Origin of the sequence: Echinicola jeungdonensis (genome assembly GCF_030409905.1) — a bacterium.
Taxonomy (GTDB): Bacteria; Bacteroidota; Bacteroidia; order Cytophagales; family Cyclobacteriaceae; genus Echinicola; species Echinicola jeungdonensis.
The window spans coordinates 1195474-1208336 of sequence record NZ_JAUFQT010000001.1; the positions used below are offsets into that span (position 1 = coordinate 1195474).

Annotated in this window: 11 protein-coding genes; 4 read left to right on the forward strand and 7 right to left on the reverse strand. The window is 39.6% G+C overall.

What is annotated here, in order from left to right:
• Positions 1-128 precede the first annotated feature (128 nt).
• Entirely contained in the window at positions 129-692 is a 564-nt protein-coding gene (locus tag QWY93_RS05095; RefSeq protein ID WP_290247094.1) for a helix-turn-helix domain-containing protein, read from the reverse strand.
• A gap of 233 nt (positions 693-925) precedes the next feature.
• Here QWY93_RS05095 and QWY93_RS05100 point away from each other — a divergent pair, with 233 nt between their 5' ends.
• Positions 926-2923, forward strand: coding sequence for an alpha-ketoacid dehydrogenase subunit alpha/beta (locus tag QWY93_RS05100; protein WP_290247095.1), 1998 nt, complete (start codon positions 926-928; stop codon positions 2921-2923).
• Positions 2924-2979: 56 nt separating this feature from the next.
• Here the strand turns inward: QWY93_RS05100 and QWY93_RS05105 are convergent, their stop codons facing one another.
• A complete protein-coding gene (locus QWY93_RS05105; protein WP_290247096.1) occupies positions 2980-3558 on the reverse strand; it encodes a DUF3244 domain-containing protein in 579 nt (192 codons plus the stop codon).
• Between the two features lie 546 nt (positions 3559-4104).
• Between QWY93_RS05105 and QWY93_RS05110 the strand changes: the two genes are divergently transcribed.
• A complete protein-coding gene (locus tag QWY93_RS05110; protein ID WP_290247097.1) occupies positions 4105-4809 on the forward strand; it encodes a hypothetical protein in 705 nt (234 codons plus the stop codon).
• Between the two features lie 202 nt (positions 4810-5011).
• Here the strand turns inward: QWY93_RS05110 and QWY93_RS05115 are convergent, their stop codons facing one another.
• Positions 5012-5401, reverse strand: a complete 390-nt coding sequence (locus QWY93_RS05115; protein ID WP_290247098.1) for a hypothetical protein — start codon at positions 5399-5401, stop codon at positions 5012-5014.
• A gap of 773 nt (positions 5402-6174) precedes the next feature.
• Here QWY93_RS05115 and istA point away from each other — a divergent pair.
• Together istA and istB are read left to right on the forward strand one after the other, a co-directional pair.
• On the forward strand, positions 6175-7713 hold the full coding sequence (istA, locus tag QWY93_RS05120; protein WP_290246278.1) for an IS21 family transposase: 1539 nt from the start codon (positions 6175-6177) through the stop codon (positions 7711-7713).
• 50 nt (positions 7714-7763) lie between these two features.
• Positions 7764-8501 carry an IS21-like element helper ATPase IstB gene (gene istB, locus QWY93_RS05125; RefSeq protein WP_290246277.1) on the forward strand — a complete coding sequence of 246 codons (738 nt, stop codon included), beginning with the start codon at positions 7764-7766 and terminating at the stop codon, positions 8499-8501.
• A gap of 446 nt (positions 8502-8947) precedes the next feature.
• Here istB and QWY93_RS05130 read toward each other — a convergent pair whose 3' ends face one another.
• The 4 genes from QWY93_RS05130 to QWY93_RS05145 form a co-directional block, all read right to left on the reverse strand.
• On the reverse strand, positions 8948-9337 hold the full coding sequence (locus QWY93_RS05130) for a hypothetical protein (protein ID WP_290247099.1): 390 nt from the start codon (positions 9335-9337) through the stop codon (positions 8948-8950).
• Between the two features lie 708 nt (positions 9338-10045).
• Positions 10046-10393, reverse strand: a complete 348-nt coding sequence (locus QWY93_RS05135) for a hypothetical protein (protein WP_290247101.1) — start codon at positions 10391-10393, stop codon at positions 10046-10048.
• A gap of 579 nt (positions 10394-10972) precedes the next feature.
• A complete protein-coding gene (locus QWY93_RS05140) occupies positions 10973-12043 on the reverse strand; it encodes a hypothetical protein (RefSeq protein ID WP_290247102.1) in 1071 nt (356 codons plus the stop codon).
• Positions 12044-12236: 193 nt separating this feature from the next.
• Complete coding sequence (locus QWY93_RS05145; RefSeq protein WP_290247103.1) at positions 12237-12773, reverse strand: septal ring lytic transglycosylase RlpA family protein; 537 nt, start codon at positions 12771-12773, stop codon at positions 12237-12239.
• Positions 12774-12863: the final 90 nt, after the last annotated feature.

Here is a 12863-nt window from a genome sequence, read left to right on the forward strand (position 1 = left end):
GCCCGGAAAAAACCGGGCTTTTTTTTTATTAAGATTGTCGAATTGGAAAACAACCCAATATCAAATCGACAGCATTGTCTTTACTTTTGAATCCTTATTTTAATCTAACTCAGGGCTCAATTCATTTTTTATACTTCATCCATTCCCTTCCGGGGTTTTTCTTTTAACTTTTTGTATTCTGAAGGGGTCATACCGGTAACTTTTTTAAACTGGGAAGACAAATGCTGAACACTACTGTATCCCAATTTCCAGGCCATTTCACTTAAATTTAGTTCTTGATAAAAAAGCCATTCCTTTACCTTTTCTATCTTCAGATTAATAAAATACTTTTCTATAGTTACCCCCTCCAAGGTACTGAAAAGATGGCTCAAGCTACTGTAATCTTCAGTAAGGTGCATGGTAATCCATTCCGACATATTGATTTCACCGGAGATTTCATCCTTTTGAAGTAACTGATGTAATTGGTTTTTTATGGTTTCTATTTTTTGGTGTTCTTTGGCCTTTAGAATTTCAAAACCCAATTTATTTAACTGGGTTTCCCATTTTTCAAATTGATCTTGAGTGGGCTGGATGGGCAAAAAAACTTTCCCCAGCATCACTTTTTCATAACCTATCTTCTCCCTTTGGAGGGAATCTTCCACCGCCATTATGCAGCGGGGACAAACCATATTTTTTATCAGGATTTCTTCCATATTGTAATTTAAACCAAAGTCTTGTCGGCTAAGTTCTGACTCCCTCCTCCTATTTCCAAGCTACCTAAAGCCAATTATCGCAACAAAATTAATCAATACATCTATTTTCAGTTAAGCTGCTTTCATTGAGGCCTTAAGGAAATTAAAAATAATATTGGTCCATTTGCCCTTAACAGCAACTTTGCTTTCAGGCAAACTTGCTTTAATTTGCCTTGCCAAATCCCAAAAATATCATGCAAGAAAAAACCCTTCCCATGAAATTTGACCGGAAATCTTACCCGGACAGTACTTTGCTAGAACTTTATGAGGCCTTGTTAATGCCCAGAAGAATAGAAGAAAAAATGCTGATTCTCCTCCGGCAAGGTAAGATATCCAAATGGTTTAGCGGATGGGGCCAGGAAGCCATTAGCATTGGAGCAGTTATGGCCCTGGAAAAGGATGAATATATCCTTCCTATGCATCGAAATCTGGGGATTTTTACCGGCCGTGGGATTCCTTTGAACCGCTTGTTTGCCCAGTTTCAGGGAAAACCTTCTGGTTTTACAAAAGGCCGGGACAGGAGTTTCCATTTTGGTTCAAAAACCCACCATATTGTGGGAATGATTTCTCACCTTGGCCCACAACTGGCTATAGCGGATGGAATTGCCCTGGCCCATAAATTATCAAGAAAAAATAAAGTGACCCTAGCCATCACAGGTGATGGGGCCACCTCAGAAGGGGATTTCCATGAAGCCCTGAATGTAGCAGCCGTTTGGCAATTGCCAGTTATATTTTTGGTGGAGCATAATGGATACGGCCTTTCTACCCCCAGTGAGGAACAATTCCGTTTCAAAAGTTTTACGGACAAAGGTCCTGGATATGGAATGGAAACGGAAAAAATCGACGGCAACAATGTGTTGGAGGTTTATGATTGTATCAAAAACTGGGCAGAGGATATTCGAACGAAGCCGAGGCCTGTTTTAATTGAAGCTTTAACATATAGAATGCGTGGACATGAAGAGGCTTCGGGAACCCGTTATGTCCCTGAGGGCTATTTTGAGGAGGGAAAGGCTAAGGATCCGGTATCCAATTTTCAATCTTTTCTCAAAGATAAAGGGTTACTTACCAACTCACAGCAGGAAGAAATCGACCTTAAAATAAAATCAGCCATTGAAAAAGGTTTAAAAATGGCTTTTGAGGAAGAAGCCATACAGACCAATGTTGAAGTTGAATTGGGAGACATTTATCATCCAAGCCCTGAAATTGTTCCTCCAAAGCATCCCGAAAAATCCATCGAGAAAAGATTGGTGGACGCCATTAGTGATGGATTAAAACAATGTATGGAAAAGCACTCCAATCTTATTCTAATGGGCCAGGACATTGGCACCTATGGTGGAGTTTTTAAGGTTACTGATGGATTACAGGATAAGTTCGGAAAAGAAAGGGTCAGGAATACGCCATTATGTGAAAGTGCCATCATAGGCTCTGCCCTGGGGCTTTCCATACAGGGGTATAAAGCCATGGTGGAAATGCAATTTGCAGATTTTGTGACTTGTGGATTTAACCAAATTGTCAATAACCTGGCAAAAACCCATTACCGTTGGGGCCAGCAAGCAGATGTCCTCATCCGTATGCCCACTGGGGCAGGGGTCGGAGCCGGCCCTTTTCATTCCCAATCCAATGAAGCTTGGTTTTTTCATACACCTGGTTTAAAAATCCTTTACCCCTCCACCCCTTATGATGCAAAGGGCCTGCTCGCCTCTGCCGTCGCGGATCCAAACCCATGTTTATATTTTGAACATAAAGCACTGTACCGTTCCATCCATGGAAATGTTCCTGAAGAATACTATGAAGTTGAAATAGGGAAAGCTAATCTGGCAAATAAAGGGGAAAGATTAAGCATCATTACTTATGGCATGGGAGTCCATTGGGCATTGGATGCAATAAAGGAAACTAAGGTGGACGCTGACCTTTTAGATCTAAGGTCATTACTACCTTGGGACAAGGAGGCGGTTAAAAGCACTGTTAAGAAAACGGGAAAAGTGATTATCCTCCATGAAGATTGCCTTACAGGAGGAATAGGTGGAGAAATTGCAGCTTGGATCAGCGAAAACTGCTTTGAAATGCTAGATGGTCCCGTTATGCGGGAGGGCAGTCTGGATACCCCTGTCCCCTTTTCAGCTGCCCTTGAGGAAAATTTCCTTCCTGCAAAAAGGTTTAAGGAAAAATTGATTCAATTGGCTGATTATTAAAAAAAAGGAACCCTTAAGGGGTTCCCCTGTTGATCTTGTAACAAAATTGGAAGATATCAAAAGTACAAATACTTGGTTCTTCCCTGAGAATCTTTGATTCGGAAATAAATATCCCTAGCTTCAATGTGTTTGAAATGGTAGTCCCGGGTAAACCCTTCTGAAACATTTACCCAATCCGAACCAATTCTGCAATTATCATTATCAAAGATATCAACCTGGGTTCCTGGCTCCTCAATACCAAGCACCATGATATTGATGGTATAACGATCTTTTACTTTTCCATAGGCCACCATGGGAAGTTTTGTACTTTCTACACTTTTTGTGGTAACTCTATAAATTGCTTCCTCTCCCCCTTTTTTTACTCTAACGCGGTAATTACCGTGACGAAGTTCTGAAAGATTATATGGGATAATGGTCGGTTCTTTAATTTCATAATTACCCTTTACAACCAGATTATTTTTATTGTCATAAATGGAAACGAACACTTTTCCAACCGCATCGCTGAAATGGACATAAACATGTTTATGTGAGGTTTCAACCGTGGTAAACGATTTTAAATTTTTTTCAACAGGATTTGCTGCTACTATAATAACCAATCCTAATAATAAGAGAGCAGAAGTGAATAAGGTTTTCATGGCAAGGTGTATTTTAGTGATGATTTGTTTTTTTGATTTACAATTACACCTACACCAAACACATACCAATTGGTAAAATAAGCTTCATAAGAGAATTTTTATAAAGGAAAACCTATATACTACAACAAATATTTTGTGTTTTTCACTACTTTGGCACACTGAACTCGCCATTATTTTGTACCAATTCCGAACCATTGCCTGAAGAATTGTTTTAATACCGAACACTTTTGACCAAAAACAAAATATTTGAATGGGATTGGGAAGTTGAAAGGAGCTAACATTTTTTTATTTACTTTTTTTTTGAGAAAAAAAATCCAAGCTTTTACTTGTTTCAATTTCCACCAAATATTGTCCTTAATCGGACAGTACACTGTACCATTCCGAAACAATTTTCTAATCATTCTTTCATTACCCCCTCCTTTGGTGAATCTAAATATCCTTTCGTAGAAGCTACCAAAATTACCTGAATGAAAACTTATATTTTCCATTTGAAAAATATATGGCACAAACATTGGCGCACCAGAATAAGAAACCAAACCAATTATTATGATGACTAAAAGACTAATGATGATGGGGCTAATGGCCGTTTCAGGATGGGCCATGATTTCTTGTAACCAAAAATCTGAAGAATCCCCCCAAGCAAATTTAAACGTCCATGCCAGGGCCATTGCTGAAAATGAGAACCAGGAAAATGCCAGGATTATTTCCGGGGCTAATATCATTTCTATGGATGTTGCTTTTGGAAATGTAAACCTGAAAGGTTCCAGTGAAGGGGATAGTGACATATTGGTTCCTATATCCGCAGGCACTGATTTCCAATTAAACCTGGTCAATAGTGCCCTCCCACTTAGCAAGCCACTTGGAACAGTAATGGTAGAACAAGGAAACTATTCAGGGATTTCCCTTCAGTTTAAACAGGATGAAAGCCTAACTGAAGCGGACAAAATGTTCGAAAAAACATTTTTGATTGAAGGGAATGTCAATGAGCAACTACTCTCCATTTACACTAATGGTGAAGAAATTTTAAATGCTGCTGCAGAGGGAAGTAGTTTAAGCTTGGAAGGCAACCAGGATGTATATTTAAATTTTGACCTTAACCGGCTTTTTCAGGAAGTAGACCTGAGTTTGGCTGTGGACGGGGATAATGATGGCACAATTGAGATTGAGCCTACCAATCAGGATGGCAACCGTAATATTTACCTCACCATCATAGGAAACCTGCAAAATGCCCTTTTCATTACAAAGAACTAATACTAAAAAAAGGCTGTCTGAATCCAGACAGCCTCTATTTCCTTTTTTTATTATAGGGCTGGCAGGTAAATTACAACCCATTCCCCTTACCTCAAACACCAACCCCTTCAAAATTCCAATTTTTTTTAATTAAATCATTTACCAGGCACTATTTCCCTCATTGGAATTACCAGAAACCTTGACGGTACTTTAGAAGGAAAAATCACTTTTCGTGAGCAAGGTATTTAGTTTCTTTTCGTCGTTCACCCAACAACACCTTGAAGTTGTCAAGCATACCCTGTTTTTTGGTAGATACTTCTATTTCATATGCCCCTTCTGCTAAGGCGGACATGTCAAAGTTTTTCCTAAAGATCTTATCTCCTTTGATAACCTCTTTATAAAGCACTTTACTTTTGCCATCCTTAACCTTGACCAAAATTTCTTCATCCAGGTCAGAAATTGACCTTAACTGAAGTTTTCTCTTCCCCACTTTTTCAATGAGAAGAGTTGGTTTCTTTTCTTTCTCTTTGCCTAGGTCAGTAGGACCTGTTTTACAAGCAAATACACTTCCTGAAATACACAATACTACTAATGTTGCAATAACTAATCTCATGGCTTAAAAATTTTAAGGTTTAACATGATTGACCATCACTGGTCTCAAACCTCTGACTTACCCCGTAGGTTTTCGCCATTTGCTGAGGCTAGTTATTTTGGGCAGGCACTCTGATCTTTTGATCTATAACAAACATAACAAAAATACGTTTTCATTGCAAACAATATATAAAAAAACATATATAATTATCATTATATTAAAACAACACCTATTTTATTGAATTTTAATTATTTAATATTTCCAATTATTAAAACTTACCAAATCCACCTCCCCAAAACTTAAATTCTTATTATTTAATTAATTCAAAATTTTATTTTTATTTTAATTAAATAAAATATTTAAACAAAATTTAAAGCAAACTTCTTCTTTTGGACAGAACTTTAATTTACACCTGCCAAAAAAGTCAAGCAACAGACAGAAACCCACTACCACACAACAATTGCCTATGCTAAAATTATTTTTTGATTAGAAGATTTTTGGCCATGATTTTATTACCTCCTCAAAAAAAGCTCACAGCCCGGTCAGCATCCACAAGGTGAGAGAAAACTAAATTCGGATAAAAAACAATCCCACTTGTCTAAAACGGAGGTCACTGGGCCACGGTTTACGGTGATAGCGGGCCAGCCATTCCGGGAATCACTGGGCCAAAAATAGAGTCGGTTTTCCGGAGGTCACTGGGCCATTTTAGGATTCCCGAGCTGTTTGGTACCGGAGGTCATTGGGCCACTTTCCATGATAAGTTATTAGCCTTGTAGTCGAATAACAGCAACTACATGGCAGGACAAAGAATAGACATCATGGATTTAAGAAGTTTGATCACCTTCAAGCAGAAGGGGCTTAGCAACCGAAAAGTGGCAGACCTATTGGGCGTCAACCGAAAGACCGTTGACAGTTATGTCAGGCGTTTCAGGGATCTTTCCCTTGGGTACGGGGAACTGCTCTCCCTTGACGGCAAAGATCTACAGGAACTTTTCACCGAGACAGGGCAGACCGAAAAGGAACGTTATGAGCATCTCTCGGGGTGTTTTCCCCACATCGACGGGGAGATGAAAAAGCCCGGCTGTACCCTGCAGGTACTGTGGAAGGAATATATCTCCCAAAATCCGGAAGGCTATAAATACAGCCAGTTCACCTGGCACTACCGGCAATGGAAGAAGCGCAACAACGCCAGTGGCAAGCTGTCCCACCGTGCCGGGGAAAAGCTTTTCGTGGACTTTTGCGGAAAGAAGCTGCACTACGTTGACCGCCGGACTGGGGAGCAGATAGCCGTAGAGGTTTTTGTTGGTGTCCTGCCCTGCAGCCAGTACACTTACATAAGGGCGGTGCCCAGCCAAAAACGGGAGGATTTTATCAGCTGTCTGGTCTATTGTCTGGGCTGGATGGGCGGGGTACCCTATGCCGTCGTCCCTGACAATCTCAAATCAGCAGTGGACAAGGCCTCAAAATATGCCCCGGTCCTCAACAAGACCTTTTCGGATTTTGGCCTCCATTACGGCTGCGCCCTTGATCCTGCCCGGCCCTATAGCCCGCAGGACAAATCACTCGTGGAGCGTTCGGTCACCCTGGTCTACCAACGGATCTATTACCCCTTGGGCAACCATACCTTCTTCAGCCTGGAGGAGCTCAATGCGGCCATTGCAGAAAAACTGGAGGAGTACAATGACTACCTGCTCAGCCATGGACAGGGCAGCAGGCGAAGCCAGTTTTTGGACATCGAAAAGGAGTTCCTGCAGCCCCTTCCCAAAAGCATCTACAGCATCCGTTATTATAAAAAGGCCACCGTCCAGAAATCCTCCCATGTTTACCTGGGAGAGGACAAAAACTATTATAGCTGTCCCTATCGCTATATGGGCAAGAGCGTGGAGTTACAGTACAACCGGAACACCGTGGAGATATTTTACCGTCAGGAGCGGATCGCATCCCACAAAAGGGCTTCCCGGCAAGGCCAGTACATCACCATCGGGGAACATATGCCCAGCAACCACCAATACTACAATGACTGGAGCCCGGAATACTTTGACCGGAGGGCACAAAAAGTTGGTCCGAACACCCAGGAGTATATCGGAACGTTGATCGGCCAGTACACCTATCCCGAAATCGGCTACAAACAGGCACAGGGGATTCTTTCCTTCTTGAAAAGCTATGGACAGGAGCGTCTGGAAAGGGCCTGTAAACGGGCACTGGGCTTCGAAAAAGCCTCCTACCATACCCTTGAAAGGATACTTAAAAACAAAATGGACCTCGAGGAACTGCCTCCTGCCAAGGATCATTTAACCCCGGGTCACAAGAACATCAGGGGCTCCTACAGCTGACAGGCCGCCCTCTTGATGAAACGAATTATAATATCCCAACCAAATGAATTATGAACGAACACAACACCATTGAAAAAATGAAACAGATGCGCATGGGTACCATGGCGGAACTTTACCACAAGAATCTGACAGAACATCTCTATCAGGACATGTCGGCCGACGAACTGTTGGCCTTTCTAGTGGACAGCGAATGGGAGTACAGGCAGAACAAAAGCATAGACAACCTCATACGTCAGGCAGGGTTTAAACAGGCCGCTGCGGCAACTGACATTGATTACCATAACTCCCGTAACCTGGACAGGGGGCTGTTTGAGAGATTGCTCGGACTGGCCTTCATCAAAAACCGGACGAACATCATCCTTACCGGGGCCACCGGATCCGGGAAAAGTTACCTGGCCCAGTGTCTTGGGGTCAGGGCCTGCCAGCACAGGTTCAGGACGCTTTATTACAATACGGCCAGGTTTTTTGATGCGGTAAGATTGGCCAAGCTGGAAGGTACCTACCATAAACTGCTCAAAAAGCTCGAAAAAACCAATGTGCTCATCTTGGACGACTTTGGTCTGGCCCCGATGGATGGGCAGGCCAGGATTGCCCTTATGGACATCATGGAAGACCGCTATGAGAAAAGTTCAACGATCATTGCATCACAGATACCGGTCAGCCAATGGCATGGAACCATTGGTGATGACAGCATTGCAGATGCCGTGCTCGACAGGCTCGTATACTCCTCACATAGGATAGAACTGGAAGGAGAATCCATGAGAAGCAAAAAGAAGTTGGACAATTAAATTTTAACCCTATTATTGCACTTGGAAAGTGGCCCAATGATTCCCGGAATCCGTGGCCCAGTATACGCCGGAAACACTGGCCCAGCATCGCCGGAATAGACACCACTTGACTGGAACCAATTAAACAACCAATTCGCAAACCATCTTGATCTTTATATTGAAGTAAGAAAAATTATTGAATTTAGTTTTTTTTACCCAGGCCATAAAAATTAGTTTTAACACCCCCAAAGAATCCTACCAACTTGTTCTTCCCAAATGACCAACCAGTCACATGAAATCCTCAAAATCCAACCTAATAACCAGGTATTCCAACAAAAAAAGCCACCTGTCTCCAGGCGGCTTCAAATATCTTATTTTTTCTAATAAAAAGAGAAACAGATATTTTCCAGTTTTTACTCCCTTCATGGGATTTTACAGAAACCTTTTCGGCTCTTTAGAAGGAAGAATCACTTTTCGTGAGCAAGGTACTTGGATTCTTTTTGTCGTTCACCCAACAACACCTTGAAGTTATCAAGCTCACCTTGTTTCTTGGTGGACACTGCAATTTCATATGCCCCTTCTGCTAAAGCAGACATGTCGAAGTTTTTTCTAAAGATCTTATCTCCTTTGATAACCTCTTTATAAAGCACTTTACTTTGGCCATCTGTAATCTTAACCAAAATTTCTTCATTTAGATCAGAAAGAGACCTTAACCGAAGTTTTCTCTCTCCAACTTTTTCAATAAGAAGTGCTGATTTCTTTTCTTTTTCTTTGTCTAGGTCAGCAGGACCTGTTTTACAAGCAAATGTACTTACTGAAATACACAATGCTACTAATGTTGCAATAACTAATCTCATGGCTTTAAAATTTTAAGGTTTAACATGATTGACCATCACTGGTCGCAAACCTCTGACTTACCCCGTAGGTTTTCGCCATATGCTGAGGCTAGTTATTTTGGGCAGGCACTCTGATCTTTCGATCTATAACAAACATAACAAAAAGACATATTCATTGCAAATATACCAATGATTAATATCTATTATTACCAATTATTAAACTATATAGACCTTTTATTGAATTTTAATTATCACACATTTTCATTTATTAAAACCCATCAAACCCATTTTATCAAAACTTATAGCCTAATTATTATATTTTATTAAAATTTTATTTCGATTTACAATCAATAAAATATTTTTTCCAAAATTTTAATTCAAACCTTCTATTAGACAGAACTTTAATTTACACTCGTCCAAAAAAGTCAAAGAACAGATAGAAGAAGCGGCTTCCTACACCTATAGATTCGATATTGCCATAATCTAGGTTCAAATTATCTTTTGATTAGGTGGTTATTCCCTATAGTTCTAGTTTTCTAAACATTCAAGGAACCGATACGGATCACACGTTGGAAGAGACCATATTCTGACCAAATAAATTTCAATTGATTAAAGTCAGTTAACCTCCCAATTTCAATTATTCATCAAAACCTAATCCCAATAATCAGATTATTACAGAAAAAAAGCCGCCTGTCTCCAGGCGGCTTCAAAAAATCTTTTTATTCTTGATTAAAGGACGGATAAGTATTTACCATAACCATAATCATCCCTTACCTCAAAAACCAGGTCATCCAATGACCTTACTTTTTTTATCTTAAATAGCTTCCCGTACTTAGTACCCTCAAAAGTATCCTTATATATTACATGTCCCTTATCTAGAATTAGAACATATTTCTTAGAGGCATCAAAAGATTTTACAAGCAAGGCTACCTTTAAATCATCCATTACCTTCACTTTGGTAAAATACTTGGATGTTTCTTTTTTCTTTTCATCCAAATTCACCTTGAAGTTTTCAATGGTCCCATACTCTTTAGAATACACTTCAAATCCATAGTATCCTTCCTCTAAAGCTGACATATCGTAGTTCTTTCAAAAGGCTTTGTCCGTTTTAATAACATCCTTAAAAATCACTCCGCTATAGTCATCTTTGATCTTTACCATAATTTTACCGGTAGGGTCGGAAAAATACTTTAACTGGATTTTTTCTCTCCTATCTTTTCAAGAAGAACAGTTGACTTCTTTCCTTTCTCTTTGTTTAGGTCAGTATGACCTGTATTGTGGGCAAACGCACTTCCTGAAATGCATAATGCTACTAAAGTTGCAATAACTAATCTCAAGGCTTTAAAATTTTAAGGTTTAACATAAAAGACCATCACTGGTCGCAAACCTCTTGCCTTACCCCGTAGGTTTTCGCCAATTGCTGAGGCTAGTTATTTTGGGCAGGTACTTTAATCACGTGATTGTAATTCAAACGTAACGACAGGGATTTTAATTACAAATACATTAACAAAAAAAAATTTTTTAATTAATGATTCAATAACATTTAATAAATATTGTTACATATTCCATATGTAACATACCGAATCCGGTTGCGAAAAACATATTTAAAAATTATCAACATTTTTCATAAAAAATCATTATTGAAGACAAAAAAACTTATTCTTTAACTTTCAATTGATAAAAAACATTGACATTTCTTTGAGGTTTTCCCTTCAAATTATCGTTAAAATAAAGGCTACCATCAGCATCCAAATGGTCCAGGGTTCCAAATTCAGCAGTTTTTTCTATTACCCCCACTTGTTTGCCATTTTTTATCAGTAAATAATACGGGTGGACATATTGTTTTTTAGCTATTTCAAATTCTGCTGACCGATAAAAATTTTCATCTTTAGATTTCAATTGAGCAAGGACTTCCTGGGGAATTTTAGTACTGAAACCTGCTAAAATAAAAGATTTACAAATTCTTAAATCCGTAAAGGAAGGGTAATCCTTTACGGATTCCCCCTGATATTCCTCCAAAACATTCCTACGATAACGGTGGCTTAAAATTACCGTATCTTCTAAAACGGGATCTTTACCGGAGAAATCATACAAAAACAATTGATCTCCTACGGTAGGCAATAAAGCAAGTTCTTCCTGAACCTCTTCAAAGGCAACCAATGGCAAGGATTTCCCAACATAGGTTTCAGTTTTTTTGGGTTTCCATCCACTGGGATAGGTTTCTAACCAATCAATTTCCCCATTTTGAAGATTATAATTAAAAATGGTTTTGACCGAATCATAGAATGCGGGACCTATTTCCTCTGGGCTGAATAGATCTGGGTCAAATGAATTGGATTCTTCCCCGACCATTTTCGGAATTCCTTCTTTTATATACGGATGAAAGGTCGTCCTATAAGTGTATACCCGCATACTATACCTTTCCTTATAAACGGCAGGGAATTTATTTATCTTCCTCCCCTCCATATCAAAAAGATGGTAACCGTCGTAATACCCCTGGGCCAACCAGTGGCCCTTATCCAAAAAACGGTATCCTAAAGCGCCATTGGCACCAATACCGTTTTCCCCTTCATTAAGTATGTCGTATTCTTTTAAAACCGTCCCGTTCTTATCTATCAAATAAGGTTTTCGGCTTTCCACCCCTCTCATCAGAAAACAGCCATTTTGCGAAGAATAATCATCAATCACTAAAGGCTCCTCCACTTCTATAACTAGTGAATCAACCATTTCCAATTCCAATTTCGCGAGAGGGCCATTATTTTTAGAGTTTGATTGACAGGATAAGGAAATAAGTACCAAACCAATCAAAAGGATATGGAGGGAATTAATCATTAAATAGAACAGGGTTTATTCTTTTTTCAATAAGGAATTAAATGGATGGCATTCAAGAATCAATAGAAACCTTAAATACTGGCCTTGATCAGTTTATTAAATCTATATTATCCTCAAATGGAAACCTATTAAAGATATAGTCCGTATTTTTATTAAAATCCAAAGGCTGGTAGTATAACCTTAATCGCAAACTTTCAGGAATATTTTCATAATACTGTAGCAACCGGGCAATACCTTCAGTTTTTAAAACCCGAAGTTTTACTGGAGCCAGGCCCATTTTTATCATCTCAAGTTTCCTGGCTGCCCCTCTTGACAAGTCAATTGTTCGTTTGGAATTCCTGGGCAAGCGGTCATTAACCCTAACAATCACTTCTTTCCCATTGACCAAATTAGTTACCCGAAGTTTGGTACCAAATGGAAGGTGTTTATGTGCAGCTGTCATACCGTCCATGTCAAATATCTCCCCATTGGCGGTTTTTCGGTTATGAAATAACCTCCCATAATAGCTGGCCACCCCCTCTTCGATCACTAAGGAAGTTTCCTCCTTAACAATCCCCTCCTGAGACCAAACCTCATTGATCATCAATAACATGCAACAGCTTAGAATGAAAATCACCTTATTCATAATTTTCGGGCATATCAATTTTGATGCCAATAAATGTCACCAATAACTAATAGACTTGCTTGCCAAATATTAAGGTCCTAAATTTAATCT

Coding starts and splice junctions, on each gene's coding strand:
- QWY93_RS05095 (WP_290247094.1), bottom strand. CDS start 692: ATGGAAGAAATCCTGATAAAAAATATGGTTTGTCCCCGCTGCATAATG.
- QWY93_RS05100 (WP_290247095.1), top strand. CDS start 926: ATGCAAGAAAAAACCCTTCCCATGAAATTTGACCGGAAATCTTACCCG.
- QWY93_RS05105 (WP_290247096.1), bottom strand. CDS start 3,558: ATGAAAACCTTATTCACTTCTGCTCTCTTATTATTAGGATTGGTTATT.
- QWY93_RS05110 (WP_290247097.1), top strand. CDS start 4,105: ATGATGACTAAAAGACTAATGATGATGGGGCTAATGGCCGTTTCAGGA.
- QWY93_RS05115 (WP_290247098.1), bottom strand. CDS start 5,401: ATGAGATTAGTTATTGCAACATTAGTAGTATTGTGTATTTCAGGAAGT.
- istA (WP_290246278.1), top strand. CDS start 6,175: ATGGCAGGACAAAGAATAGACATCATGGATTTAAGAAGTTTGATCACC.
- istB (WP_290246277.1), top strand. CDS start 7,764: ATGAACGAACACAACACCATTGAAAAAATGAAACAGATGCGCATGGGT.
- QWY93_RS05130 (WP_290247099.1), bottom strand. CDS start 9,337: ATGAGATTAGTTATTGCAACATTAGTAGCATTGTGTATTTCAGTAAGT.
- QWY93_RS05135 (WP_290247101.1), bottom strand. CDS start 10,393: ATGTCAGCTTTAGAGGAAGGATACTATGGATTTGAAGTGTATTCTAAA.
- QWY93_RS05140 (WP_290247102.1), bottom strand. CDS start 12,043: ATGGTTGATTCACTAGTTATAGAAGTGGAGGAGCCTTTAGTGATTGAT.
- QWY93_RS05145 (WP_290247103.1), bottom strand. CDS start 12,773: ATGAATAAGGTGATTTTCATTCTAAGCTGTTGCATGTTATTGATGATC.